The 23,587-nt window shown below is 74.0% G+C and carries 24 protein-coding genes; 14 read left to right on the forward strand and 10 right to left on the reverse strand.

Annotation, left to right across the window (positions count from 1 at the left end; all coding sequences use genetic code 11):
• Positions 1-191 precede the first annotated feature (191 nt).
• The 7 genes from D7193_RS33830 to D7193_RS32575 all read left to right on the forward strand — a co-directional run bounded on the left by D7193_RS33830 (position 192) and on the right by D7193_RS32575 (position 10,195).
• Entirely contained in the window at positions 192-743 is a 552-nt protein-coding gene (locus D7193_RS33830) for a hypothetical protein (protein WP_174242803.1), read from the forward strand.
• Positions 744-1,389: 646 nt separating this feature from the next.
• Positions 1,390-2,565 carry a pyruvate dehydrogenase (acetyl-transferring) E1 component subunit alpha gene (gene pdhA / locus D7193_RS32555; RefSeq protein ID WP_120783522.1) on the forward strand — a complete coding sequence of 392 codons (1,176 nt, stop codon included), beginning with the start codon at positions 1,390-1,392 and terminating at the stop codon, positions 2,563-2,565.
• Entirely contained in the window at positions 2,565-3,554 is a 990-nt protein-coding gene (locus D7193_RS32560; protein WP_120783523.1) for an alpha-ketoacid dehydrogenase subunit beta, read from the forward strand. Before pdhA ends, D7193_RS32560 begins: the two co-directional genes overlap by 1 nt.
• 5 nt (positions 3,555-3,559) lie before the next feature.
• Positions 3,560-5,041 (forward strand): dihydrolipoamide acetyltransferase family protein, encoded by a 1,482-nt coding sequence (locus D7193_RS32565; RefSeq protein WP_120783565.1) that lies wholly within the window; start codon positions 3,560-3,562, stop codon positions 5,039-5,041.
• Between the two features lie 221 nt (positions 5,042-5,262).
• Positions 5,263-5,400 carry a hypothetical protein gene (locus D7193_RS33835; RefSeq protein WP_174242804.1) on the forward strand — a complete coding sequence of 46 codons (138 nt, stop codon included), beginning with the start codon at positions 5,263-5,265 and terminating at the stop codon, positions 5,398-5,400.
• A 348-nt stretch (positions 5,401-5,748) separates the two neighbouring features.
• Positions 5,749-8,232 (forward strand): LppU/SCO3897 family protein, encoded by a 2,484-nt coding sequence (locus D7193_RS32570; protein ID WP_120783524.1) that lies wholly within the window; start codon positions 5,749-5,751, stop codon positions 8,230-8,232.
• A 130-nt stretch (positions 8,233-8,362) separates the two neighbouring features.
• A complete protein-coding gene (locus D7193_RS32575; RefSeq protein WP_120783525.1) occupies positions 8,363-10,195 on the forward strand; it encodes an NHL domain-containing thioredoxin family protein in 1,833 nt (610 codons plus the stop codon).
• 90 nt (positions 10,196-10,285) lie between these two features.
• Here the strand turns inward: D7193_RS32575 and D7193_RS32580 are convergent, their stop codons facing one another.
• The 3 genes from D7193_RS32580 to D7193_RS32590 are packed head-to-tail and all read right to left on the reverse strand — an operon-like array spanning position 10,286 to position 12,505.
• Positions 10,286-11,038, reverse strand: coding sequence for a LamB/YcsF family protein (locus tag D7193_RS32580; RefSeq protein WP_120783526.1), 753 nt, complete (start codon positions 11,036-11,038; stop codon positions 10,286-10,288).
• Complete coding sequence (locus D7193_RS32585) at positions 11,022-11,981, reverse strand: 5-oxoprolinase subunit C family protein (RefSeq protein ID WP_377456388.1); 960 nt, start codon at positions 11,979-11,981, stop codon at positions 11,022-11,024. Before D7193_RS32585 ends, D7193_RS32580 begins: the two co-directional genes overlap by 17 nt.
• Positions 11,879-12,505 carry a 5-oxoprolinase subunit B family protein gene (locus D7193_RS32590; RefSeq protein WP_120783528.1) on the reverse strand — a complete coding sequence of 209 codons (627 nt, stop codon included), beginning with the start codon at positions 12,503-12,505 and terminating at the stop codon, positions 11,879-11,881. Before D7193_RS32590 ends, D7193_RS32585 begins: the two co-directional genes overlap by 103 nt.
• 99 nt (positions 12,506-12,604) lie before the next feature.
• Here D7193_RS32590 and trhA point away from each other — a divergent pair, with 99 nt between their 5' ends.
• Positions 12,605-13,282: a PAQR family membrane homeostasis protein TrhA gene (gene trhA / locus D7193_RS32595; protein WP_120783529.1), complete on the forward strand. Its 678-nt coding sequence runs from the start codon at positions 12,605-12,607 to the stop codon at positions 13,280-13,282.
• 90 nt (positions 13,283-13,372) lie between these two features.
• On the opposite strand, the gene D7193_RS32600 is transcribed toward trhA, so the two are convergent.
• Positions 13,373-13,660: a DUF6458 family protein gene (locus D7193_RS32600; protein ID WP_120783530.1), complete on the reverse strand. Its 288-nt coding sequence runs from the start codon at positions 13,658-13,660 to the stop codon at positions 13,373-13,375.
• 113 nt (positions 13,661-13,773) lie between these two features.
• Between D7193_RS32600 and D7193_RS32605 the strand changes: the two genes are divergently transcribed.
• Positions 13,774-14,310, forward strand: a complete 537-nt coding sequence (locus D7193_RS32605; RefSeq protein ID WP_120783531.1) for a SixA phosphatase family protein — start codon at positions 13,774-13,776, stop codon at positions 14,308-14,310.
• Between the two features lie 41 nt (positions 14,311-14,351).
• Here the strand turns inward: D7193_RS32605 and D7193_RS32610 are convergent, their stop codons facing one another.
• The 4 genes from D7193_RS32610 to D7193_RS32625 form a co-directional block, all read right to left on the reverse strand.
• The gene (locus tag D7193_RS32610) at positions 14,352-14,621 is read right to left on the reverse strand and encodes a DUF6458 family protein (RefSeq protein WP_043961115.1); all 270 of its coding nucleotides are present in this window, start codon (positions 14,619-14,621) and stop codon (positions 14,352-14,354) included.
• A gap of 201 nt (positions 14,622-14,822) precedes the next feature.
• Entirely contained in the window at positions 14,823-16,679 is a 1,857-nt protein-coding gene (locus tag D7193_RS32615; RefSeq protein ID WP_120783532.1) for an acyl-CoA dehydrogenase, read from the reverse strand.
• A gap of 141 nt (positions 16,680-16,820) precedes the next feature.
• On the reverse strand, positions 16,821-17,948 hold the full coding sequence (locus D7193_RS32620) for a PP2C family protein-serine/threonine phosphatase (RefSeq protein ID WP_120783533.1): 1,128 nt from the start codon (positions 17,946-17,948) through the stop codon (positions 16,821-16,823).
• Between the two features lie 100 nt (positions 17,949-18,048).
• Positions 18,049-18,687, reverse strand: a complete 639-nt coding sequence (locus tag D7193_RS32625) for a septal ring lytic transglycosylase RlpA family protein (protein ID WP_120783534.1) — start codon at positions 18,685-18,687, stop codon at positions 18,049-18,051.
• 184 nt (positions 18,688-18,871) lie between these two features.
• On the opposite strand from D7193_RS32625, the gene D7193_RS32630 reads away from it, so the two are divergent.
• A complete protein-coding gene (locus tag D7193_RS32630; protein ID WP_120783535.1) occupies positions 18,872-19,423 on the forward strand; it encodes a phosphoribosyltransferase family protein in 552 nt (183 codons plus the stop codon).
• 25 nt (positions 19,424-19,448) lie between these two features.
• On the opposite strand, the gene D7193_RS32635 is transcribed toward D7193_RS32630, so the two are convergent.
• Positions 19,449-19,979: an alpha/beta hydrolase gene (locus tag D7193_RS32635; RefSeq protein ID WP_120783536.1), complete on the reverse strand. Its 531-nt coding sequence runs from the start codon at positions 19,977-19,979 to the stop codon at positions 19,449-19,451.
• Positions 19,980-20,111: 132 nt separating this feature from the next.
• On the opposite strand from D7193_RS32635, the gene D7193_RS32640 reads away from it, so the two are divergent.
• A complete protein-coding gene (locus D7193_RS32640) occupies positions 20,112-20,528 on the forward strand; it encodes an ASCH domain-containing protein (protein WP_120783537.1) in 417 nt (138 codons plus the stop codon).
• Positions 20,529-20,610: 82 nt separating this feature from the next.
• Here the strand turns inward: D7193_RS32640 and D7193_RS32645 are convergent, their stop codons facing one another.
• Positions 20,611-21,489 (reverse strand): LLM class flavin-dependent oxidoreductase, encoded by an 879-nt coding sequence (locus D7193_RS32645; protein ID WP_120783538.1) that lies wholly within the window; start codon positions 21,487-21,489, stop codon positions 20,611-20,613.
• Positions 21,490-21,558: 69 nt separating this feature from the next.
• Between D7193_RS32645 and D7193_RS32650 the strand changes: the two genes are divergently transcribed.
• The 3 genes from D7193_RS32650 to D7193_RS32660 are packed head-to-tail and all read left to right on the forward strand — an operon-like array spanning position 21,559 to position 23,556.
• Positions 21,559-21,888, forward strand: coding sequence for a PadR family transcriptional regulator (locus D7193_RS32650; protein ID WP_241563729.1), 330 nt, complete (start codon positions 21,559-21,561; stop codon positions 21,886-21,888).
• Positions 21,889-21,914: 26 nt separating this feature from the next.
• Positions 21,915-23,018 (forward strand): hypothetical protein, encoded by a 1,104-nt coding sequence (locus D7193_RS32655; RefSeq protein ID WP_120783540.1) that lies wholly within the window; start codon positions 21,915-21,917, stop codon positions 23,016-23,018.
• 46 nt (positions 23,019-23,064) lie between these two features.
• The gene (locus D7193_RS32660; RefSeq protein WP_120783541.1) at positions 23,065-23,556 is read left to right on the forward strand and encodes a GNAT family N-acetyltransferase; all 492 of its coding nucleotides are present in this window, start codon (positions 23,065-23,067) and stop codon (positions 23,554-23,556) included.
• Positions 23,557-23,587: the final 31 nt, after the last annotated feature.

The raw sequence follows: 23,587 nt of genomic DNA on the forward strand, positions 1-23,587 counted from the left end.
GTGCATGTGGCTTGTGTCATACTGATTATATGTGTTGTGAGAGAGGAAGGAGGGCGACGTGGGGGGGGGGGGGGGGGGGGGGGGGGTGGGGGGCGTGCCGGGGGGGGGGGGGGGGGGGGGGGGGGGGGGGGGGGCGGGGCTAGGCCGGGGGTGTGCTGGTGGGCTCCGACGCGCCGCCGGGGGTTGGGTCGGTGTCGCCGGCGGTCGGGGTGGGTGTGGGCTCGGTGTCCGGCACCGAGATCGTGCCGGACGGTGACGGGGTGGTTGTGGGCCCGCCGGTTGGGGACGCGGTCGGTGTCGGCGACACGCTCGGTGTCGGCGTCGGGCTCGGTGTGGGCGACACGCTGGGCGTCGGGGAGGTCGTGGGCGGGTGCGGGGTGGTCCGGGTGGGGTGCGGCACCGGGGCCGCCGGCCGGTGGGTCGGCCCGGAGCCCGTGACGCTGTGGGCGGCGTCCGGTGCGTCGGGACGCCGAGCCGTGTCGGGCCGATTCGGTCGGCGCAGCGGGAAGTCGGACGACCACTCGCTCACCGCCGACGGGCTGCCGGAGGGCCGGGCGGGCGGGAGGGCCGGCTGGCTGGTCGTCGGGATGGGGACCACCACCGGGCCGACCGAGGGCGTCGGGATGAACGGGACGCCGCTGTCCGGCAGGGCCGTGCTGCCCACCGTCGCGGAGCCCGCGCTGATGGCCGCGAGGATCGGCATGGACGCCGTGCCGGCCAGCAGCGCCACGGTGAAGAGATAACCCCGCGTGGGCGTCGTGGAGCCGGGGGCGCGGTGGGCGCCCACCACCCGGCGGTAGCCGCCGTTGCCGGTGCGGTGCCGACCGAGCAGCGGCGCACCCGGACCATCGGCTGGCTCGGACACCCGCGACTCCCTCTTCGTCGATCGTGGACGGTCCGCGACGCCGGGCGTCGCGGGGATGCGGCAAACCGCCCTTTCTCGGCGATCCGCAGCAGCCAGCCTGACAGCAGTGACGCTCCGTTGGCCAGACCCTTACCGCGTGTCGACATGCCCATCTGCCCGAACGGTGACGAACCATCACCGGATCGTCGGCGGGCGCGCCACGCGACGATGTTGACAAATGCCGCGAAGCCATCGGGCCCTCGATGAGCAGGCCGGGCGTACTGTGGGCCCACTCACCTCCTCTGCGAATATGGAGCACGACGGCAACGCAGCCGCGACCTCCGCGCACCCCCGCGGCAGGCGCGACGGACGCCGGCGCTCCCGAACCGGGTTCGGCCCACCTGAATCCGGCTCACGCCGCGCGGCAACCCCCACCGGGGCTAGGCGCGGCCGCCAGTAACTTGTCCGGCACCGCCGGGCAGGCACAGGATTTGCGCGGCCGGGTGACCCCCCGGTGCCGACGCAGACACGACAGGGAGAGACGGATGGCAAAGGGCGACCCCGGGGTCTCCACCCGCAGCAGGCGGGCCGCACCCCGCTCGAGGAAGGGCGCGGCCGGCGACCCGGACCTGGTACAGCTGCTCACCCCCGAGGGTGAGCGCATCGAGAGCGTCACCGGGCCGGACGGCACCGTGTACCGCGTCGACTTCACCGACGAGGAGTACCGCGGCCTCTACCGCGACCTGGTGCTCGTACGGAAGCTGGACGCCGAGGCCACCGCCCTCCAGCGGCAGGGCGAGCTGGGCCTCTGGGCCAGCCTGCTGGGCCAGGAGGCGGCGCAGGTCGGCTCCGGACGCGCGCTGCGTACGCAGGACATGGTGTTCCCGACCTACCGGGAGCACGGCGTCCTCTACTGCCGGGGCATCGACCCGATCATGCCGCTCGGGCTGTTCCGTGGCGTCGACCAGGGCGGCTGGGACCCGAACGAGTTCAAGTTCAACATGTACACGATCGTCATCGGGGCGCAGACCCTGCACGCGACGGGGTACGCCATGGGCGTCGCCATGGACGGCAAGACCGGAGGCGACGAGGGCGAGGCGGTCATCGCGTACTTCGGTGACGGCGCCACCAGCCAGGGCGACGTCAACGAGGCGTTCGTCTGGGCCAGCGTCTTCAACGCGCCGCTGGTCTTCTTCTGCCAGAACAACCAGTACGCGATCTCCGAGCCGCTGGAGCGGCAGACCCGCGTGCCGCTGTACCGGCGGGCGGACGGCTTCGGCTTCCCTGGCGTCCGGGTCGACGGCAACGACGTGCTGGCCACGTACGCGGTGACCCACACGGCGCTGGACAACGCCCGGCACGGGCAGGGCCCGAGCCTCATCGAGGCGTACACCTACCGGATGGGCGCACACACCACCTCCGACGACCCGACCCGCTACCGCATCGCGAGCGAGGTGGAGGCGTGGCAGGCCAAGGACCCGATCGCCCGGGTGAAGGCCTTCCTGGAGAAGCAGCAGATCGCCGACGCCGACTTCTTCGCCGAGGTCGACGAGCAGGCCAAGCGCGAGTCGGTGCACCTGCGCGAGCGGGTGCTGGCCATGCCGAACCCCGACCCGAACACCCTCTTCGACCACGTCTATCCCCACGGCTCGCCCCTGCTCGACGAGCAGCGCGAGCAGTTCAGCAGGTACCTGGAGTCGTTCGAGGGGAGCGCACACTGATGGCCACGGAGACGCTCACCATCGGCAAGGCCCTCAACACCGGCCTGCGCCGCGCCCTCGAGAACGACCCCAAGGTCGTCATCATGGGCGAGGACGTCGGCAAGCTCGGCGGTGTCTTCCGGATCACCGACGGGCTCCAGAAGGACTTCGGCGACCAGCGGGTGATCGACACCCCGCTGGCCGAGTCCGGCATCATCGGCACCGCGATCGGCCTGGCCATCCGCGGCTACCGGCCGGTCTGCGAGATCCAGTTCGACGGCTTCGTCTACCCGGCGTACGACCAGATCGTGTCGCAGGTGGCGAAGATGCACTACCGCTCGCGCGGCAAGCTGCGGATCCCCATGGTGATCCGGATCCCGTTCGGCGGTGGCATCGGCGCGGTCGAGCACCACTCGGAGTCGCCCGAGGCGTACTTCTCGCACACCGCCGGTCTCAAGGTCGTCTCCTGCGCGAACCCGCAGGACGCGTACGTGATGATCCAGCAGGCGATCGCGTCGGACGACCCGATCATCTTCCTGGAGCCCAAGCGGCGCTACTGGGAGAAGGGCCCGGTCGAGTTGGACGCGCCGCTGGCCGACGCGTACCCGCTGCACGCGTCCCGGGTCGTCCGGCCCGGCACCGACGTGACGCTGCTGGCGTACGGGCCGATGGTGCGGACCTGCCTGGACGCGGCGAGCGCCGCGGCCGAGGACGGCCGCGAGCTGGAGGTCATCGACCTGCGCACGATCTCCCCGCTGGACCTCGGCGTGGCGTACGAGTCGGTGCGGCGCACCGGCCGGGCCGTGGTCGTGCACGAGGCGCCGTCCAACGTGGGCCTGGGCGCCGAGATCGCCGCCCGGATCACCGAGGAGTGCTTCTACTCGCTGGAGTCCCCGGTGCTGCGGGTGACCGGCTTCGACACCCCCTACCCGGCCGCCCGGGTGGAGGAGGAGTACCTGCCTGACCTCGACCGGGTGCTCGACGCCGTCGACCGCACCTTCGGCTGGTGAGCGGCATGTCCCGGATCAAGGAATTCAACCTGCCCGACCTGGGCGAGGGCCTGACCGAGGGCGAGATCCTCTCCTGGCTCGTGAAGGTCGGCGACGTCATCGAGCTGAACCAGCCCATCGTCGAGGTGGAGACGGCCAAGGCGGCCGTGGAGATCCCGGCGAAGTGGGCCGGCCGGGTGCAGACGATCTTCCACCCGGAGGGCACCACGGTCGAGGTCGGCACCCCGATCATCGCGATCGACACGGACCCGGACGCGGGGCCGCTGGACACGCCGCCGTCCCCGGGTCAGCCGGCCGGCGACGCGCCCACCCCGTCGGCGGCCGCGCTGGCCGCCGTCGAGGTCGCGCCGGCCGAGGGCATGGTCGAGCCCGGCCTGATCGGTGGCGCGGCCCCGGGTGGCCGGACGGCGGTGCTCGTCGGCTACGGCCCGCGTACCACCGCGGCCAAGCGCCGGCCGCGCAAGGGGGCCGTCCCGGCGCAGGCCACCGCGGCTCCCGCGCAGGCTCCGGCGGCTCCGGCGCAGGCCCCCACGGCTCCGGTGCCGGTCGCGCCGCCGGCGCCCGCCGTCGCGCCGGGCACCAACGGTCACGGCGGTACGGCCGGCGTGCTGGCCAAGCCGCCGGTGCGCAAGCTCGCCAAGGACCTGGGTGTCGACCTCGGCACGCTGACCGGTTCGGGCCCGCTCGGCTCGATCACCCGGGAGGACGTGCAGCGGGCCGCGGCCGGGTCGGCGGTCGAGCCGGCCGCGCTCGCCTCGCCGGTCACGGCCGCCGCGAGCTTCGGCGCGGACCGCGAGCAGCGCATCCCCGTCAAGGGGGTACGCAAGCTCACCGCCGAGAACATGTCCCGCTCGGCGTTCACCGCCCCGCACGTGACGGAGTTCCTGACCGTCGACGTCACGCGGGCCATGAAGGCGTTGGACCGGCTCCGCGACCGGCGCGAGTGGCGCGACGTCCGGGTCTCGCCGCTGCTGCTGGTCGCCAAGGCGGTCCTGCTCGCGGTGAAGCGGCACCCGATGGTCAACTCGACCTGGGCGGGCGACGAGATCGTCGTCAAGGAGTACGTCAACCTGGGCATCGCGGCGGCCACCGAGCGCGGGCTCATCGTGCCGAACATCAAGGACGCCGGCCGGCTGTCGCTCCGCGAGCTGGCGGACGCGCTGACCGACCTGGTGCAGACGGCGAAGGCCGGCCGCACCTCGCCGGCCGACATGTCCGGCGGCACCCTGACCATCACCAACGTCGGCGTGTTCGGTGTCGACACCGGCACGCCGATCCTGCCCCCGGGCGAGTCGGCGATCCTGGCCTTCGGCGCGGTCCGGGAGATGCCCTGGGTGCACAAGGGCAAGGTCCGGCCGCGGCAGGTCACCACGCTCGGCCTCTCCTTCGACCACCGGATCATCGACGGTGAACTCGGGTCGAAGTTCCTCCGCGACGTCGGCGACTTCCTCACCGACCCGGAGGCGGCACTGCTCGCCTGGACCTGACCGGTCCACCGCACCAGCGACGGCCGGTGTGCCAGGGGTTAACCCCCGGCGCACCGGCCGTGTCCGTTGGGCGACAGAAACGTCGGCCGCGAACCCCTGTCGCCTTTGATTGTTAGGCCGGTGTCGTAGCTCACCTAATAATCGATGGAAGTTGGAGGCGTCTTGCGGTTGAATAGAGACATCAAGGGGCCGACAACCGAATAGCCAGGAGGAGACCCACGATGAGCATGATCGACCGGATCAGGACCCGCCGCGACGCCAACCGCCGCGCCCGCGCCATCGAGCACGCGCTGCGCTCGGCGAACTCGCCGGCCGTCCGCGAGGAGATCCTCGCGATCGCCCAGCGTCACATGAGCTGACGCACCACGACGTTCCTCATCTCCTCCAGATCGATGACCCGCCCGGGTGCTCCGGGCGGGTCATCGGCGTTTCACGCCCATTGGCACCGGGATTCCACCTAGCCGCAGCGCCCGGTACGGTGGGCTTCGGTCGTCGCCCCGCGATCGATCCGGACGGGCCGAGCCGATAGAAGCGGTTCGACATCGCCCGGCCACGGGGAGTGACGACCGGTGCTCCCCGGAGGCCGTAGACGGTCACCGGATACGGTGCGGGGAGCCCGGCACGGCCGGTACGCCGGCAACGCCGGCAGCCCTGCCGAGTGGACCGATCGGCACCGGCGGCCGACATGTGATGGAGGAGGCGCACCGATGACGTCCGAGGGCCCGCACCACCCCGGCCACGAGCCGGACGAGGTGTCGCCGGGCGCCGGCGGACCGGCGCCGTACGGCGACCGTCCGGCGCAGCCGGGCAACGGCTACGGCGCCGCCGGCCCCGACCTGGGCTGGGCGCCCCCGCCGCAGGCAGGATCCCCCAACCCGTCCGCCCCGGCCTGGGCGGCGCAGCAGGACCAGCCCCCCGCGTGGGGCGCGGCGCAGCCACCGCACGCCGCGGAGCAGGCGCAGCCCGCCGCATGGGGCACGCAGGCCGCACCGCAGCCCGCCTGGGGCGCCGCCGAGCAGCCCGGCGCGACGCGACCCGGCGCGGCCGAGCAGCCCGGCTGGGCGCAGGCCCAACCGGGCGCGGCCGAGCAGCCGGCCTGGGCGCAGGCCCAGCCCGCCGCGCGCGGCGCGGCACAGGTGCCGGCGCCCGCGGCGGCACAGTCGTGGCACCAGGACGACCCGGCCCGCTCCGGCGGGTGGGGGCAGCAGGAGGCCGGCGGCACGCCGCCACAGGACGAGCAGGCCGCCCCGGGCTGGCCGCAGCAGGGCCAGGCGAACGGCGGCTGGGCCGCGGGCGCGCACCCGGAGGAGCCGGCGAACGGCGGCTGGGCCAACGGCGCCGGTCAGGAGGGCGGTGCCGCCTGGGGTGGCGCCCCGCAGCAGAACGACCAGCCGGCCTGGGCGCCGGCCGAGCCGGCGGCACCGGCGTGGGCGCAGGCCGAGCCGGGCGCCCGCGGTGCCGCGCAGGTGCCGGCGGCGGACGACCCGGCGCGCTCCGGCGGCTGGGCCGCCCCGCAACAGGACGCGGGCGGCGGCTGGCCGGCCGGTGCCGGTCACCAGCCGAACGAGGCGGCGCAGCCGACCGCATGGGGTCCCGCCGCTGCCACGCCCGACGACCGGCCGCGGCAGCCCGACTGGGTTCTCGGCCAGGACCAGGAGCGGTCCCCCGACGACACCGGCTCGGCCGGCTGGGGCGACCCCGCCGCCGATCCCAACCGCTCGGGCGGCTGGGCGTCCGAGCCGGGCACCGCGCCGGCACGGGCCAGCGCCTCGGTGCCGGGCGCGGACAACCCGCCCCAGTGGAACGCCGGCGACCGGCCCGCCGTCCCGGACGTGGAACCGTGGGGGGCCGGCGAGGCGTGGGGCGCCGGCGGGGACTCCGCCCCGGCGGCGCGCGCTGCCGAGGAGACCCCGATCTACCAGCCCGGCCCCGCGCCGGGCATCTCACCGGCCAACGCCGTGCCGCTGCCCCCGCAGGAGCAGCGGGTGCCGGGCGCCAGCCTGGCCGCCGCCCCGCCGGCCGACTACGTGCCGCCGGCCGAGTTCCCGCCGCCGGCCACGTACGGCGCGGCTGCCGGCCAGCCCGGTGAGCGGGCCGACTGGTCGCCCGCCGACGCGGGCGGCCCGGCGTACGAGGCGGAGCAGGGCGGCTGGGGGCAGCAGCCCGCGGCCCGCTCCGACGAGCCGTCCTCGCCGGCCGGCCCGGTGGTGCCCGCACCGCGCACCTCGCCCGAGTCGGGCGGACCGCTCGCGGACGCGACCGGCCGGGCCACGGCGAGCGCCGCCGTGCCACTGGCCAGCCGGGTCATGCCCCCGGCCGACCAGGCCGCGCCGCCCACGGGCTCGCCCGCGCCGCAGCCCCGGGTGTACGGCCGCCCCGCCCGCCCCGAGACGGCCGACGAGCCCGAGCGGTCCGAGCCGGACGGGTACGGCGCCGAGCGCCGGCCCGAGCCGGGGCCGGAGTCGCCCTTCGACGACCGCATGCAGCAGCCGCCGAGCGGCTACGCCGAGCACGCCCCGGCCACCTCGGGTCCGCCGGCCCCTCCGGCGTTCCCTCCGGGCATGCCGTCCTTCGCCGACGCCCCGCACAGCAACCGCCCGGTCAACGGGGTGCGCCCGCACCCCGGCGCCGAGCGCCCGAACGACCCGTTCGGGCCGCCACCCGGCGAGCCCGGGATGGCCGGCGTGCCGGCGGGTTACGGCCCGCCCCCGGTGCCCGAGCCCGCACACACCAGCGCCTTCCCGCCCGCCTTCCCGCCGCCGCCCCAGCAGCAGCCCACGCCGTCCTGGGCGCAGAACGAGCCGGTGGGCGACCAGAACCGGTTCGACGCGTTCAAGCCGGACGAGGAGCCGAAGACCGAGGCGCCGACGCCGAAGGTCCGCAACGGGCGGGTGCTGGCCGCGGTGCTGACCGCCGCCGTGCTGATCCTGGCCGTGCCACTCGGCCTGCTCTTCCTGCTCGGCAAGGTCGGCGGGAGCCAGGAGCCGTCCTTCGACCCGGCCGTGGGCACCTGCGTGAAGAAGGCGGGCGAGGGCGCCGCGCCGGCCGAGTGCGGCGAGGCGGGCGCGTTCACCGTGGTCTCGAAGGTCGACCACAAGGACAAGTGCTCCGACCCGGCCCAGCCGCACGTGGTGCTGCCGGGCGACGGGCCGAACCGGGTGCTCTGCCTGAAGCCGGCAGCCACCCAGTAACCGCACGGACACGCCGGCGGGGCCACGCACGACCGTGGCCCCGCCGGCGTTTTTCCGTGATCCACAGGTGTGATCCACCCCGCCCTGGGTACCGCCGGGCGCCGCCCCCGCGGTCCGGCAGACTGGGCACATGAGCGCACGAGTACGGGCTCCCGAGCTGCGCGGCCGGGGCTGGTTGAACACCGGTGGCCGCGACCTCACCCTCGCCGACCTCCGCGGCAAGATCGTAATCGCCGATTTCTGGACCTTCTGCTGCATCAACTGCCTCCACGTGCTCGACGAGCTGCGCCCGCTCGAGGAGAAGTACGGTGACGTGCTCGTCGTGATCGGTGTCCACTCGCCGAAGTTCGAGCACGAGAAGGACCCGGAGGCCCTGGCCGCCGCGGTCGAGCGGTACGGCGTGCACCACCCGGTGCTCGACGACCCGGAGATGGACATGTGGCAGCAGTACGCGGCCCGCGCCTGGCCCACCCTGTCGGTGATCGACCCCGAGGGGTACGTGGTGGCCACCATGGCCGGCGAGGGGCACGCCGAAGGGCTGGCCCGGCTGATCGACGAGCTGATCGCCACGCACGAGGCGAAGGGCACCCTGCACCGGGGCGGCGGCCCGTACGTCCCGCCCGCCGAGCCGGAGACGACCCTGCGCTTCCCCGGCAAGGCCGTGGTGCTGGACAGCGGCAACCTGCTGGTCTCCGACTCGGCGCGGCACTCGCTGGCCGAACTCGCCCCGGACGGTGAGACGCTGGTCCGCCGGATCGGCTCGGGTGAGCGGGGGCGGGCCGACGGCCCGGCGGGGGCGGCGACGTTCTCCGAGCCGCAGGGCCTCTGCCTGCTGCCGCCGGCCGTGGCCGAGGTGGCCGGTTACGACCTGGTCGTCGCGGACACCGTCAACCACCTGCTGCGCGGCGTACGGCTGGCGACCGGCGAGGTGGTCACGGTGGCCGGGAGCGGGCGGCAGTGGCGCTCGACGGTCGACGACCACGCGCACGACGCGCTCTCCGTCGACCTCTCCTCCCCGTGGGACCTGGCCTGGTACGACGACAAGATCGTCATCGCGATGGCCGGTATCCACCAGCTCTGGTGGTTCGACCCGATCAAGCGGACCGCCGGCATGTACGCGGGCACCACCGTCGAGGCGCTCCGGGACGGCCCGCTGGCCGAGGCGTGGATGGCCCAGCCGTCCGGCCTCTCCGTGTCCACCGACGGTGCCCGGCTCTGGGTGGCCGACAGCGAGACCAGCGCCATCCGGTACGTCGAGAACGGGGTGATGGGCACGGCGGTCGGGCAGGGCCTGTTCGACTTCGGCCACGTCGACGGGCCGGCCGCTTCGGCGCTGCTCCAGCACCCGCTCGGCGTGTGCGCGCTGCCCGACGGCTCGGTGCTGATCGCGGACACGTACAACGGGGCGGTCCGCCGCTTCGACCCGGTGACCGACCAGGTCTCGACCGTGGCCGACGGGCTGGCCGAGCCGAGCGACGTGGTGCTCACCGGCGAGGGCGAGGTGCTGGTGGTGGAGTCCGCCGCGCACCGGCTCACCCGGCTGGCACCGGGTGCGCTGTCGGCGGCCGGCGCGAGCACCGTGGACGGCCCGCGGCACCGCGCCGAGCGGAAGCCGACGGATGTGACGGCCGGCGAGGTGACCCTGGACATCGTCTTCACCCCGGCGCCCGGGCAGAAGCTGGACGAGACGTACGGGCCGTCCACCCGGCTGGTCGTCTCGGCGTCGCCGCCCGAGCTGCTCCTGGAGGGCGCCGGCACGACCACCGAGCTGTCCCGCCAGCTCGTGGTCAACGGCGAGGTGACCGGTGGCGTGCTCCAGGTGACCGCCCAGGCGGCGACCTGCGACGTGGACGTCGAGCACGCGGCCTGCCACCTCACGCGCCAGGACTGGGGGGTGCCGGTCCGCGTCGTGGACGGCGGCGCGGCCCGCCTGCCGCTGGTGCTGCGCGGCCTGGACGCCTGACGCCACGCCGGCGGGCCCCCGTCGTCGTCGGCTGGCGGGTGCCGACCCGGATGCGCGACGGTCCCGGTGCGGGTGGGCACCGGGACCGGCTCACGCGGTGAACGCGGCGAGCGGCACGCCGGCGTCGATCAGCGCGGCGCGGACCATCTCCGCCGAGGCGACCGCGCCGGGGCTGTCCCCGTGCAGGCAGACCGACTCGACGGGGCAGGGGATCACGCTGCCGTCGACCGCCACCACGGTCCGCTCGGTGGCCATCCGCACCGCCCGCTCGGCGACCTGCTCGGGGTCGGTGACGAGCGCACCCGGCGCGGTGCGGGGCACCAGGGTCCCGCTGGGCTGGTAGCCGCGGTCGGGGAAGCCCTCGGCCACCGCCCGCAGTCCGGCGCCGACCGCGAGCTGGGCGAGCACCGAGCCGGGCGCGCAGAGCAGCGGCAGCCGGTGGTCGTACTCGTTGACGGCCGCGACCAGGGCGGCCGCCTGCGACTCGTCGTGCGCGGCCGCGTGGTAGAGGGCGCCGTGCGGTTTCAGGTAGCGGACCCGCGTGCCGGCCACCTGGCAGAACGCGTCCAGCGCGCCGAGCTGGTAGATGACCTCGTCACGCAGCTCCGCGAAGTCGTACGCGATGTGCCGCCGGCCGAAGCCGGCCAGGTCCCGGTAGCCGACCTGCGCGCCCACCGCGACCCCTCGGCGCGCCGCCTCCGCGCACACCCGTCGCATGGTGGACGCGTCGCCGCCGTGGAAGCCGCAGGCCACGTTCGCGGACGTGACGAGGCCCAGCAGCGCCTCGTCGTCGCCGAGCCGCCAGATGCCGAATCCCTCACCCAGGTCAGCGTTGAGGTCCATGGAATCTGACGGTAGTGCCTGGCCGGGCCTGGGCGAGCGCTGTCACGTCGTCCACCACCCCGATGACCGGGTAGCCGCCGGTCGTGGGGTGGTCGGCGAGGAACACCAGCGGTTGGCCGTCCGCCGGCACCTGCACCGCGCCGAGAACGATGCCCTCGCTGGGCAGCTCGCGGGCCATCGCGCGGGGCAGGGGCGCGCCGGCCAGTCGCGCGCCGACCCGGTTGCTCACCGGGCTCACGGTGTACGCGGTGCCGAGCAGCCGGTCGAGCGCGACGGGAGTGAACCAGTCGTCCCGGGGACCGAGCCGGACGCGTAGGCGCAGCTCGTCGGGGTGCGCCGGCGCGACGGTGACGTCCACCGGCGGTGGCGGCCCGGCCGGGGTGCCGAGGGGCAGCCGGTCGCCGTCGCGCAACGGTGGTGGGCCGAGCCCGGAGAGGGTGTCGGTGGCCCGGCTGCCGAGCACGGGCGGCACGTCGATCCCGCCGCAGACGGCCAGCCAGCTCCGGACGCCCCGACGGGCGGGAGCGATCCGCAGCACGGCTCCCGCGGGCGCCGAGAGCGGGCGGCCGGTGTCGCCCGGCCGTTCCCCGATCCGCACCTCGACGTCGGCGCCGGTGACCGCGACCGTGGCCGCCCGGGACAGCCGCAACGCGCAGCCGGTCAGGGTGATCTCCAGCCCGGCCGCGTCCTCGGGGTTGCCGACCAGCCGGTTGGCCAGCCGCAGGGCGGCCGGATCGAGCGCGCCGGAGCGGGGCACCCCGAGGTGCGCGTAGCCGGGGCGGCCCAGGTCCTGCACGGTGGTGAGCGCCCCGGCGCGGAGCACGTGCAGGTCGCCGTTCCTCACGCCGGCGCCAGCCGGACGCGGGTGCCCGGGGTGAGCCGGGCCGGCGGGTCGGCGGCCACATCGAAGAGGACCAGCCCGGTCCGGCCGACGAGCAGCCACCCGCCCGGGGAGGCGGTCGGGTAGATCCCGGCGTACGGGCCGGCCAGCGCCACCGAGCCGGCCGGCACGCGCGCGCGGGGTGTGGGAAGCCGGGGCAGCGCGAGCGCGGCGGGGAGGCCGGTGAGGTAGGGGAATCCGGGGGCGAAGCCGCAGAACGCCACCCGGAACTCGGTGCCGGCCAGCCGCTCGACCACGGCCGGCACGCTGGCGCCCCAGTGCTCCGCGACGGCCGGCAGGTCCGCGCCGTCGTACGTGACGGGCACCTCGACGACGCCGGCCGTGCCGCGGACCGGCGCCGGGCGCGGCGTCCAGCCGGCGATCGACCGGGCGGTGGCCGCCGGGTCCGGTACGCCGTCGAGCAGCACGGTGGCCGCGGCCGGGACTATCTCGATGGCGTCCAGCTCGCCCCGGTCGCGGCGGCGGGCCAGCTCCGCCCGCCACGCCTCGACCCGGCCGGGTACGTCCGGCTCGTCCTCGCCGCAGTCGAGCAGCAGGGCGTACGCCCCGACGCGTCGGATCCGCATCAGGCCATCTTGGCGGAAGTGGCGCCGCGCCGGGTGGCGTCGCGCCGCGTGACGAGTCGCACTACCCCCAAGTAACCTACGCTGCCGTAACCTATTGGCGTGACCACCTCCGCACCGCTCCGGCTCAAGCCGGTCGACATCGGCAAGCCGCGGATGCGCGGCTGGCTGCACACGTACGCGTTCTTCGTGGCCGTGGTCTGCGGCATCGTGCTCTGCGCGATCGCCGCCACCCGTCCCGGCTGGGCCCCGCTGGTCAGCTGCGTCGTCTACAGCCTGACCGTGTGCGGGCTCTTCGGCACCAGCGCCCTCTACCACCGTCGCGTGTGGTCGGAGCGGGGCTACCAGGTCATGCGCCGGATGGACCACTCGATGATCTTCGTGTTCATCGCCGGCACGTACACGCCGTTCTGCGTCCTGCTGCTGAACCCGCGGCCGGCGACCGTGATGCTCGCGCTGGTCTGGGGCGGGGCGCTCGCCGGGGTCGCCCTCAAGCTGATCTGGCCGCACGCGCCCCGCTGGGTCTCCGCCCCGCTCTACCTGGCGCTCGGGTGGGTGGCCGTGGCGATGCTGCCGCAGATCCTGCACGAGGGCGGGGTCACCGCGTTGGTGCTGCTGCTCGCCGGCGGCGCCGTCTACAGCGTCGGCGCGGTCTTCTACGCGCTGCGCCGGCCGAACCCGTGGCCCACCGTCTTCGGTCACCACGAGTTCTTCCACGCCTGCACGCTGGTCGCCGCGATCTGCCACCACGTGGCCATCTACTTCGCGCTCTTCGCCTGACGGGCCACGGCGCCGGGACCGGCCCGCCAGCGACGCGGGCACGACGAGGGCCCCGCGACGTCGCGGGGCCCTCGGCAGCGGTGGTGGGGTTCAGACGGTGGGGCCCGGCCGGCGAACCTCGCGGTACTCCTGCACGACGCGGTCCTGGGCGGGGACCACACGGTCGGTCACCACGCGGTCCTCGCGCACGGGAGTCGTGGTCACCACGGCGCGCCGGCGGTTGTTCCAGAAGTAGAGGGTGACGAGCAGACCGGCGACGCCGGCGAGCATCAGCACCCACCCGACGACGGCCAGGTTCAGCCAACCGAGGTCGGCCTCCACGGCGAATGCGAAGATCGCGCCCAGCGCGATCAGGAAAATGCTGCCACCAATGCCCATCGTCGCCTCCTCGGCTCTCAGCTGGCGTTACGTCCCGCCGCGGCCATCGGTGAGGTTGCGGCATCCATCGACTTACCCCGGCACCGTGATCGCCAATCGGGCAAGCTGGTGGCATGACGGACGCGTACGCCGGGGGACGCACACTGGTGTTGTTGCGGCACTCGAAGGCCGAGCAGTCGGAGGACGCACCGGACGCGGACCGGCCCCTGACCACCCGGGGGCGGGCCGACGCGGAGGCCGCGGGCGCCTGGCTCGCCAAACACGGCCTGCTGCCGGACGTGGTGCTCTGCTCGACCGCCCGACGGACGCGGGAGACGTGGCACGGCGTGGCGATGGGGATGACCGGCTCGCCACCCGAGGGCGGTTCGGCGGGTCCCCGCCCCGATGTCCGGTACGAGGCGGACGCCTACGAGGCGCACCCGGAGGACCTGTTGGCCCTGGTCCGGCGGGTGGATCCGGCCGCCCGTACGGTGCTGCTGATCGCGCACAACCCGGGCATCTCGCTGCTGTCCGCCCTGTTGGACCCGCAGCGGGCCGACCCGGACGGTCTGCGTACGACCGATCTGGCGGTGCACCGGAGCGCGCCGCCGTGGGCGGACCTCGACCGGGGTGGCGCGGAGCTGACCGACCGCTACACGGCACGAAGCTGAGCCACCCACCGATTCGGTGGGTGGCTCAGCGGTGTCCGGCCTCAGGAGGGTGGCGCGGTCGGCGGCGGCGGGTCGGGAGGCGGCGGCATCATCGCGGTCGGATGGGACAGCCGGTTCTCCTCCACGATCAGCGTGCGGGCCCGCTTGCGCCGGTCCTGCCAGAACCACAGCGTGGTGAGCAGGACGGCCAGCCCGGCCAGGATGAACACCCAGCCGACCGCGCGCAGGTCGACCCACCAGACGTTGGCTCTGATGGCAAAGGTGAGGATCGCGCCGATCGCGATCAGGAAGATGCCACTTCCAATGCCCATGTCCGCTGGACTCCCCCGTGCGATGGGTTCGGGCGTGTTCCGACGTGGTCCCGCAGCGGTTACCCGCCACGACGCCGGGCTACCCGGCCCACCCGCCCAATCCCCCCGCGATCTTGCACTTTCGGCCCTCGTTATGGGCCTTTTATCCCCGTATGCCGGGGCAGGAGGTGCAAGATCGCGGGAGTGGGGGACGGGGAACGGTCAGAAGGACTCTTCCGGGAGGTCCATGACGTCCAGGTCGGTGTTCTCGATGATCCGGCGATCGGCGCCGATGCGGGGCAGCACCTCGCGGGCGAAGAACCGGGCGGCGGCCACCTTGCCGGTGTAGAACGCCTTGTCCGAGGCCGAAACCTCGCCGTTCAGCGCCCGCAGCGCCACGTCGGCCTGCTTCTGCAGCAGCCAGCCGACGACCAGGTCGCCGACTGCCAGCAGGAACCGCCGGCTGCTCAGGCCCACCTTGTAGAGGGCCCGCGCGTCACCACCCTGCGCCTCGCCCAGCCAGCCGGTCATCACACCGAGGATGTTCTGGATCTCGGCGAGCGCCTTGCCGAGCGCCTGCCGCTCCTCCTTGAGCTGACCGTTGCCGCCCTCCGAGGTGATGAACTCCTGGATCTCACCGGCGACCGCCATGAGGGCCTTGCCGTTGTCCCGAACGATCTTCCGGAAGACGAGGTCGAGGCTCTGGATGGCCGTGGTGCCCTCGTACAGGGTGTCGATCTTCGAGTCGCGGACGTACTGCTCCAGGGGGTAGTCCTGGAGGAAGCCGGAACCACCGAAGGTCTGCAGCGCCTCGTGGCCGAGCAGCTCGTACGCCCGCTCGGAGCCGACGCCCTTGACCAGCGGCAGCAGCAGGTCGTTGACCCGCTTGGCGAGCTTGGTGGCCTTCTCGTCACCGGCCGCCTCGGCGATGGCGACCTTGTCCTGCCAGGACGCCGTGTAGAGCACCAGCGCGCGCAGACCCTCGGCGTACGACTTCTGGAGCAGCAGCGAGCGCCGCACGTCCGGGTGGTGGGTGATGGTCACCCGCGGTGCGGTCTTGTCGGCCTGCTGGACGAGGTCGGCGCCCTGGACGCGGTTCTTGGCGTACTCGAGCGCGTTCAGGTAGCCGGTGGAGAGGGTGGCGATCGCCTTGGTGCCGACCATCATCCGGGCGTACTCGATGATCATGAACATCTGCCGGATGCCATCGTGCCTGTCGCCCAGCAGCCAGCCCTTGGCCGGCACGCCGTGCTCACCGAAGGTCATCTCGCAGGTGTTCGAGACCTTGATGCCCATCTTGTGCTCGACGTTGGTGGCGAAGACGCCGTTGCGCTCGCCCAGCTCGCCGGTCTCCTCGTCGAAGTGGTACTTCGGCACCACGAAGAGCGAGAGGCCCTTCGTGCCGGGGCCGCCGACACCCTCGACGCCGACCGGACGGGCCAGCACATAGTGGACGATGTTGTCGGTCAGGTCGTGCTCGCCCGAGGTGATGAAGCGCTTCACACCCTCGATGTGCCACGAGCCGTCCGGCTGCGGGATCGCGCGGGTGCGCCCGGCGCCGACGTCCGAGCCGGCGTCCGGCTCGGTGAGCACCATCGTCGAGCCCCACTGCTTCTCGATGAACAGCTTGGCCCACTTCTTCTGCCGCTCGGTGCCCTCGACGTGCAGGACGTGCGCGAAGGACGGGCCGGAGGCGTACATCCAGACCGGGGCGTTCGAGCCGAGCACCAGCTCGGCGAGCGCCCACCAGAGGGCCCGGGGAGCGTTGGTGCCGTCCAGCTCCGGCGGGAGGTCGAGCCGCCAGAACTCCGACTCCATGAACGCCCGGTACGACTTCTTGAACGCCTCGGGCAGGGGCGCGGTGTGGGTGGCCGGGTCGAAGACCGGCGGGTTACGGTCGCTGTCCGAGTAGCTGGCGGCCAGGTCCTCGCGGGCGAGGCGGTCCACCTCGGCGAGGATGCTGCGTGCGGTGTCGATGTCGAGCTCCGCGTACGGCTCCTGGCCGAACGCCCGGTCCGCACCGAAGACCTCGAAGAGGTTGAACTCGAGGTCCCGCAGGTTGCTCTTGTAGTGGGTCATGCTCACTGGCCCCGCTTCCGGACACGTGTTACCGATCAGTAACCCCGACTCTATTACCGGTCGGTAGCCAGCGACAAGATGATCCGGGAAGTGACGGCGATCTCACACTTTCCGTTCACCTCCCGGCCGCGTTCGGCGCGGTCAGCTCTCGGTCGCGCCGACCTCCCAGCTCGGCACGGCCGTCGCCGCCCCGGTACGCGGACCCGCGTACTCCATGAGGACCAGGGCGATGTCGTCGTCGAGGCGGCCGTGCACCCACTCGACCAGCGCGGTCTCCAGCGAGGCCAGCCCGTCGGCGACCGTGCCGTGGCCGAGCAGCCGCCAGGCCCGGTCGGCCGTCGGGAAGAACTCGCCGTCCCGGCGCGCCTCGCCGAGCCCGTCGGTGAAGAGCAGCAGCCGGTCGCCGGGCTCCAGCCGCTCGACGCGGGGCCGGACCACGGGCATGAAGCCGAGAGGGGGTGCCGGCGCCGGCGGTTCGAGCGGGATCACCGCACCCCGGCGCAGCAGCAGCGGCGGCGGGTGTCCACAGTTGACGATGGTGAGCGTCCCGCCCCGCTCCTCCACGAGCGCCGCGGTCACGAAGTCCTCGTCGCCCACGCTGCGAGCCACCGCCCGGTCCAGGTCGGCGACGACGGCCCGCAGGTCGGCCCGCTCGAAGGCGACGTGCCGGTAGGTGCCGAGGACGATGCTCGCGAGCCGGACGGCCTCCAGGCCCTTGCCCCGCACGTCGCCGATGATCATCCGGACGCCGTACGGCGTGTCGATGGCCTCGTACAGGTCGCCGCCGATCTCGGCCGTCGCGGTCGAGGAGATGTACCGCCCGGCGACCGAGAGCGTGCCCACCTGGGGGCCGAGCGGGCGCAGCACCGCCTGCTGCGCCACCGCCGCGAGCTTGGACAGCTCGGCGATCTGCTCGGCCTGCCGCTGCCGCACCGACGCCACCGCCGCCGCGATGCCGGTGGCCAGCGCGATACCGGCCACGTTCACGCCGTTGACCAGCGAGACCGACTGGTCGCAGACGGCGAACGCCGCACCGATCGCAGTGGCCACGACGCCGACGCCGAGGACCACCCGCCAGGACGCCAGCGCGGCGGCCAGGAACGGCGCGGCCACCATCAGGGCGATGTAGTGGGCGGGCCGCCCGTCCGCCAACTCGACCGACGAGACGATCACGAGCAGGGCGAGAGCCGCGCCGAGACCGGCGCGGGATCCGGGGCTCAGCGGGCCGCGGCCCGACTGGAAGGGATGCGTGCGTACGAAGGACAGCATGCCTGATGGACGTGAACGGGTGAATGAACCTGGCCCGTCGTCCGATGAGGTTCTGCCCGGCCGGTTCGCGACGCGGACCGGATCGCCGTGCGGCATCCGTTCAGCCGAGCACCTCGTACCGTACGGTCAGCGCGCCCACGTCCAGTGAGGCGATGCTGGCGAACGCGGCCCGGGACAGGTCGAGGCAGCGGCCGTCGATGAACGGGCCCCGATCGTTGATGCGTACCGTGACGGACTTGCCGTTCTCGGGGTTGGTCACCCGGACCTTCGTGTCGAACGGCAAGGTCTTGTGCGCCGCCGTGAGCGCGTCCGGGTTGAAGTTCTCCCCGTTCGCGGTCAGCTGGCCGTCAGAGTAGAACGAGGCGCCGCACGAGCCGCTGTCCACGACGGTCGACTTCGGGGTCGTCCTGGTGGCCGACGGCTTCGGGGCGGCGGTCCGCGCCTTGGCCCGCGACGCGGCCTGCGGGGAGCGCGTGGCGCTCGGGCTGGACGTCGGGCTGGGGCTCGCGCTCGGGCTGGCGCTCAGGCTCGGCGTGGTGGCCGGCGTGCTCGGCGCGAGCGTGCTCGCGGCGGTGGTGGGCGTGAGGTCGATGGCGACGGGCGCGGAATCCGCCGTACCGGAGGTCAGGTGCACGGCACCGACGGTGCCGCCGACGGCCAGCGCGACGCCGACCGCCGCGGTCGCCGCGATGCCGGCCGGCGAGAGGTTCCTGCGGGTACGGGAGTGCCTACCAGCCACCAGCCCTGTCCTTTCGTCGCTGAACAAGCCGGGTGGGACCGTAACGAGAGAGGTACTTCCGAAGTCAACGTGATCATTGTGGTACGTCCGCATTTGCTCGCATACGTGTAGCCGATCATCCGATCCTTGATCAGCCGGCCGGCCCGGTTGCCCGCGGCGTGCCCCGTGGGCCCAGGATGGGTGGATGCCCGCTGAGCTGAGGGAACGTCTGGTCGAGCTGCTCCGGTGGATCGACCCCGGGCCGGCCGCGACCCACCTGGTCAGCGACATCTCCGGCTGGTGGCGGGACCCGGAGGTGCTGGCCGCGCTCGGCCCGGCCCTCGTGGAGCCGTTCCGCGCGGCGCGACCCACCGTGGTGGTCGCGCCGGCGGTCACCGGCCTGCTCGTCGGCCCGCTGGCCGCCACGGCGCTCGGCGTGGGGTTCGTACCCGCGCACAAGCCCGGCGACGGACGGCTGCCCGCCGGCCCGCTCACCTGGGCGCAGAGCCCACCCGACTTTCGGGGACGCCGCGTCGACCTGGCCGTACGGGAACGACACCTCGGCCCCGGCGACCGGGTGCTGGTCGTGGACGACTGGGTGGCGACCGGCGCCCAGGTGCGTGCCCTCTACGACATCTGCGCGGCACGCGGCGCCGAACCGGTCGGCACGGCGGCCGTGGCCGTCGACTGCCCTCCCGAGGTCGCCGCCAACCTGCGGATCCGCGGCCTGCTGACGGGGACCGACCTGCACGGTTGACCGCGAGGACGGTCGAGGGGCGGCGCTAGCCAGCGCAGATGATCTGCGCGAACTCCTCGATGCCGGTGCACACCCGGCCCAGCGCCTCCGCGGACCGGGCCAGCGGGCCCGTCAGCATCAGCGAATGGTCGGCCTCCTGGATCTCCACGAGGTGCGGGGTGAGCCGGCGGGCCGCCGAGCCGTCCCAGGACGGATCCGCCGTGCCGCCGACCAGCAGGAACGGCGCCGCGGGCCGGCCGAGCGCGTGGACCACCTCCGGCAGGCGCAGCAGCGGCGTGAGCCAGACGGCCGGCAGGGCGCGGTCGGCCGCCACGCGTGCCGCGAACGTGCCGAGCGACTTCCCGACGAGCAGGTCGGTCGGGTCGTCCAGGGCCGGGGAGACCTGGTCGGCCACCCAGGCAGCGGTGCTCTCCGGGCTGAGCCCGGACGGCACCTCCCAGGTGATCTCGTGGACGCCGAATCCGGCGCGGCGCAGCGCCTCGCCCGCGTACGCGAAGAGCGGGGCCCGGGTGTCGTAGCCCTGGCCCGGGATGAGCACCGCACGCCGGTCTGCCATGGTCGCCTCCTGCCTCGCCGTGTGCCCCGGGTCACCGTAACCCGGCCCGTACCGCGGTCGGGGGCGCCTGCGACCGGCGCCCGCGGCGAAAAGCGGCGGCGTCGCGCTTGCCGCTCGCCTAGCCTCGGCAGGATGTGGCCTCGGATCGGTGGACTGCGCACGCTCGCCCTCGGCACCCCCGGTGAGCTGCGGAGCACCCTGAACTCCCTGGTGCTGGCTGGCGTGAAGACCGCGACCGCCGGGCTGCGCGGCGAGTACGCCACGGAGGGCGAGGAGCTGGAACACGTCGGCGAGCGGCTGGTCCTCGTGGACGACGACGACCACCTGGTGGGCGTCGTGGAGGTCACGGGCGTCGAGGTGGTCCGCTTCGCGGACGTGACCTGGGACTTCGCCCGCTCGGAGGGCGAGGGGGACCGGTCGATCGACGACTGGCGCACCGGCCACGCCGCCTACTGGGCGCGCGTGGGCACCCCGGTCAGCGACGAGACCGAGGTCGTCTGCCTGCGTTTCCGCCTGCTGCCCACCGACGACGGTGTGATCGGCACCTGAGGCGGCCCGGTGCCACGTGAAGGCTCGGCGCGGCCTCAGGCGTGGGGCGCGGGCGGAGGGCGCGGGCGTTCGGCGCCCGCCGTCAGCGACGCAGCTCGGGGAGCAGCCGGGTGGCCACGTCCGCGAGGACGTCCTCGTCCCCCGCGTACCAGCTGCTGGCGCGGGGCCAGTGGGTGACCACGTCGGTGAAGCCGAGGTCGGCGGCCCGGCCGACCTGGTCGGCGAAGAACTGGGCGCTGTTCAGCGAGAAGTCCGGGGCCGAGTCCAGGGAGAGGTAGCGGTCCAGCGTGGCCGGGTCACGGCCGGTCACGGCCAGCGTCCGGTCCAGTCGGGTCGTGAGCTCGGCGACGCCGGCCCACCAGCTCTCCAGGTCGTCGCCGCCGGTGCCGGTCGTGACCCAGCCCTGACCGAAGCGGCTCACGAGCCGCATCGAGCGGGGCCCGTTCGCGGCCACCACGAACGGCACCCGGGGCGTCTGCACGCAGCCGGGGTTGCTCCGGGCGTCGACCGAGGCATACCACTCGCCGCGCCAGGTCGTGCCGTCCTGGCGCAGCACCAGGTCGAGCAGCTCGGTGAACTCCGTGAACCGATCCACCCGCTGGCGGGGCGGCAGCGTCTCGCCGCCGAGGACCGTCGCGTCGAACCCGATGCCGCCGGCCCCGATGCCGAGCAGCACACGGCCCGCGGAGACGTCGTCCAGTGCGGTGATCTGCCGGGCGAACGCGGCCGGGTGGCGGAAGTTGGGCGACGCGACGAGCGTGCCGAGCTTGATCCGCGAGGTGACGGTCGCCGCCGCGGTGAGCGTGGTCATCGAGTCGAACCAGGGGCCGTCGACCAGGTCGCGCCAGCCGAGGTGGTCGTACGTCCAGGCGTGGTCGAAGCCCCACTCCTCCGCCAGCCGCCAGCGCCGCTGCGACTCGGCCCAGCGCTGGTCGGGGAGGATCACGATGCCAATCCGCATGATCGCAGCCTAGCCGTACGCCCCGACAGGGCCTTGACCATGTATCGATCATCGACATATGGTCCGGGTGTGGCACCGATGCGCGAGCCGACGTTCCTGATCCTCACCGCGCTCGCGGGCGGGCCACGGCACGGCTACGGCATCATCCGCGAGGTCACCACGCTCTCCGAGGGTCGCGTGACCCTGCTGCCCGGCACCCTCTACACCGCGCTGGACCGATTGACCGCGCAGGGCCACGTCGCCCACGACCGGGACGAGACCGTCGACGGGCGGCTGCGCCGCTACTACCGGCTCACACCCGACGGGCGACGGGCACTCGAAGTCGAAACGGTCCGACTCCGCCAGCTCGCCACCGCCGCCGAGACCCGACTGGGCGCCCTCCGCCCGCGTACCGCCTGACCCCGCGCCCAGACGAAGGGACGGCCATGCCGCCGACCGGCGACCCCCTCGCCCGCCGCTACCGGCGGCTGCTGCTCGGCTACCCCCGCGCCTGGCGGCGTGCCCGGTCCGAGGAGATGGTGGCCGTGCTGCTCGACGCAGCCGCGCCGGGGCGTACCCGTCCGACGGTCCGCGAAGCGGTCAACCTGCTCCGGCACGGGCTGCGCGCCCGGCTCGGCCGGCCGGACAGTCGCAGCGTGGTCGCCTGGGCCGCGCTCGCCGCCGTCATCTGCGGCCTGTTCAGCGCCGCGCTCGCCACCTGGGTCGCCTGGCAGACCGCCCGGCCGCTGCCCGGCCGCGCGGAGACGGCCGCGCTCGTCGCCGAGGTCCTGCCCGGGTACGACCTCGGCAACGTCCAGCCCGGGTCCGCGCTCTTCACCTTCTACACCCAACCGTTGCGTCCGCGGAATCTGGACTCGCTGCTGCTCGGCGACGGCGGCGAGTACCAGCAGGGCGCCACCGTGGCCGGCGCGACGGGCCGCCCACCGGCCTCCCAACAGGAGATGCTCGCGCTCGCGCAACGCCGGCTCGGGGAGACCGGCTGGCGGGTGTACGCACCGCACGTCGTCCCCGAGGTGACCTGCACCGCCAACGGCTGCACCCCGACCGGCGGCCCGAGCGACGTGAGCCTCGCTGCCCGCCGCGGTGACACCGGTCTCCAACTGTGGCTGCCCGGCAAGCCGTCGATCGACAACACGTACCTCACGGTGAGCCTGTCGCGCCCCGCCCCACCCGCCGCGCTGCCCGCCGGGATCGCCGCCGGTCTGCTCGGCGCCGTCGCCGGCTGGTTCGTGTTCGGGTGGGCCAGCCGGCGTACGACACGCCCGCACCCCGCCGCCAACGGCGTCATCGTCCTCTACGCGTTCACCATGCTGCTCTGGTGCGCGCCGGTCGTGCTGGCCGCGCCGTCGTTGCTCCGGCACCACCGCGACGAGCCGCACCCGGTGTGGCACCCGCTGTGGGAGTGGCTCGGCCAGCCCGGCCTCTCGCTCTTCTTCGTGGTCGGGGCGCTCTGTGCGCTGAGCGGGCTCGTGCTCGCCACCGCGCCCCGGCGCGACACCGACCCCCTACGCAGCACGGCCGTCGGCTGACGAGAATCCGGTGGGCCGGGCGGGGAGCGGACACTATGGTGGCGCGATGCCCGAACTCCAGCGACTCGCTGCCCACCACGCCGCCGCGTTGCTCGACTTCGAGCGGCAGAACCGGGCGTTCTTCGCGCGGTCCGTGCCGGACCGGGGCGACGACTACTTCACCGGGTTCGCCGCACGGCACGCCGAACTGCTCGCGGAACAGGCCGCCGGCCTGCTCCACTTCCACGTCCTGGTCGACGACGACGGCTCGGTGCTGGGGCGGTTCAACCTCGTCGACGTCCACGACGGCGTCGCGGACCTGGGCTTCCGGATCGCCGAGCACGCGACCGGCCGGGGCGTGGCCACCGACGCCGTCAACCGGGTCTGCGCGCTGGCCCGCGATGCATACGGGCTGCGCCGGCTCTTCGCGTCCGCGGCGCTGCGCAACACCGGCTCGCTGGGCGTGCTCCGGCGTACCGGGTTCGTGCCGGTCGGCGAGGTCGTGCTCAGCGGTCAACCGGGCCTCAGGCACGTCCGCGAGCTGACGGACGGCGCCTGACTCCCGCAGCCGCCGTCCGTCCACCTCCGGG

Source organism: Micromonospora costi, assembly GCF_003626655.1.
Classification (GTDB): Bacteria; Actinomycetota; Actinomycetes; order Mycobacteriales; family Micromonosporaceae; genus Micromonospora; species Micromonospora costi.

What these genes read in the sequence shown, in the direction of transcription:
- D7193_RS32605 (WP_120783531.1), top strand. Translation starts at nt 13,774, where the DNA reads ATGACGGACGCGTACGCCGGGGGACGCACACTGGTGTTGTTGCGGCAC.
- D7193_RS33835 (WP_174242804.1), top strand. Translation starts at nt 5,263, where the DNA reads ATGAGCATGATCGACCGGATCAGGACCCGCCGCGACGCCAACCGCCGC.
- D7193_RS32600 (WP_120783530.1), bottom strand. Translation starts at nt 13,660, where the DNA reads ATGGGCATTGGTGGCAGCATTTTCCTGATCGCGCTGGGCGCGATCTTC.
- D7193_RS32645 (WP_120783538.1), bottom strand. Translation starts at nt 21,489, where the DNA reads ATGCGGATTGGCATCGTGATCCTCCCCGACCAGCGCTGGGCCGAGTCG.
- D7193_RS32570 (WP_120783524.1), top strand. Translation starts at nt 5,749, where the DNA reads ATGACGTCCGAGGGCCCGCACCACCCCGGCCACGAGCCGGACGAGGTG.
- D7193_RS32660 (WP_120783541.1), top strand. Translation starts at nt 23,065, where the DNA reads ATGCCCGAACTCCAGCGACTCGCTGCCCACCACGCCGCCGCGTTGCTC.
- D7193_RS32565 (WP_120783565.1), top strand. Translation starts at nt 3,560, where the DNA reads ATGTCCCGGATCAAGGAATTCAACCTGCCCGACCTGGGCGAGGGCCTG.
- D7193_RS32620 (WP_120783533.1), bottom strand. Translation starts at nt 17,948, where the DNA reads ATGCTGTCCTTCGTACGCACGCATCCCTTCCAGTCGGGCCGCGGCCCG.
- pdhA (WP_120783522.1), top strand. Translation starts at nt 1,390, where the DNA reads ATGGCAAAGGGCGACCCCGGGGTCTCCACCCGCAGCAGGCGGGCCGCA.
- D7193_RS32635 (WP_120783536.1), bottom strand. Translation starts at nt 19,979, where the DNA reads ATGGCAGACCGGCGTGCGGTGCTCATCCCGGGCCAGGGCTACGACACC.
- D7193_RS32630 (WP_120783535.1), top strand. Translation starts at nt 18,872, where the DNA reads ATGCCCGCTGAGCTGAGGGAACGTCTGGTCGAGCTGCTCCGGTGGATC.
- D7193_RS32640 (WP_120783537.1), top strand. Translation starts at nt 20,112, where the DNA reads ATGTGGCCTCGGATCGGTGGACTGCGCACGCTCGCCCTCGGCACCCCC.
- D7193_RS32590 (WP_120783528.1), bottom strand. Translation starts at nt 12,505, where the DNA reads ATGCGGATCCGACGCGTCGGGGCGTACGCCCTGCTGCTCGACTGCGGC.
- D7193_RS32560 (WP_120783523.1), top strand. Translation starts at nt 2,565, where the DNA reads ATGGCCACGGAGACGCTCACCATCGGCAAGGCCCTCAACACCGGCCTG.
- D7193_RS32610 (WP_043961115.1), bottom strand. Translation starts at nt 14,621, where the DNA reads ATGGGCATTGGAAGTGGCATCTTCCTGATCGCGATCGGCGCGATCCTC.
- D7193_RS32615 (WP_120783532.1), bottom strand. Translation starts at nt 16,679, where the DNA reads ATGACCCACTACAAGAGCAACCTGCGGGACCTCGAGTTCAACCTCTTC.
- D7193_RS32575 (WP_120783525.1), top strand. Translation starts at nt 8,363, where the DNA reads ATGAGCGCACGAGTACGGGCTCCCGAGCTGCGCGGCCGGGGCTGGTTG.
- D7193_RS32655 (WP_120783540.1), top strand. Translation starts at nt 21,915, where the DNA reads ATGCCGCCGACCGGCGACCCCCTCGCCCGCCGCTACCGGCGGCTGCTG.
- D7193_RS32580 (WP_120783526.1), bottom strand. Translation starts at nt 11,038, where the DNA reads ATGGACCTCAACGCTGACCTGGGTGAGGGATTCGGCATCTGGCGGCTC.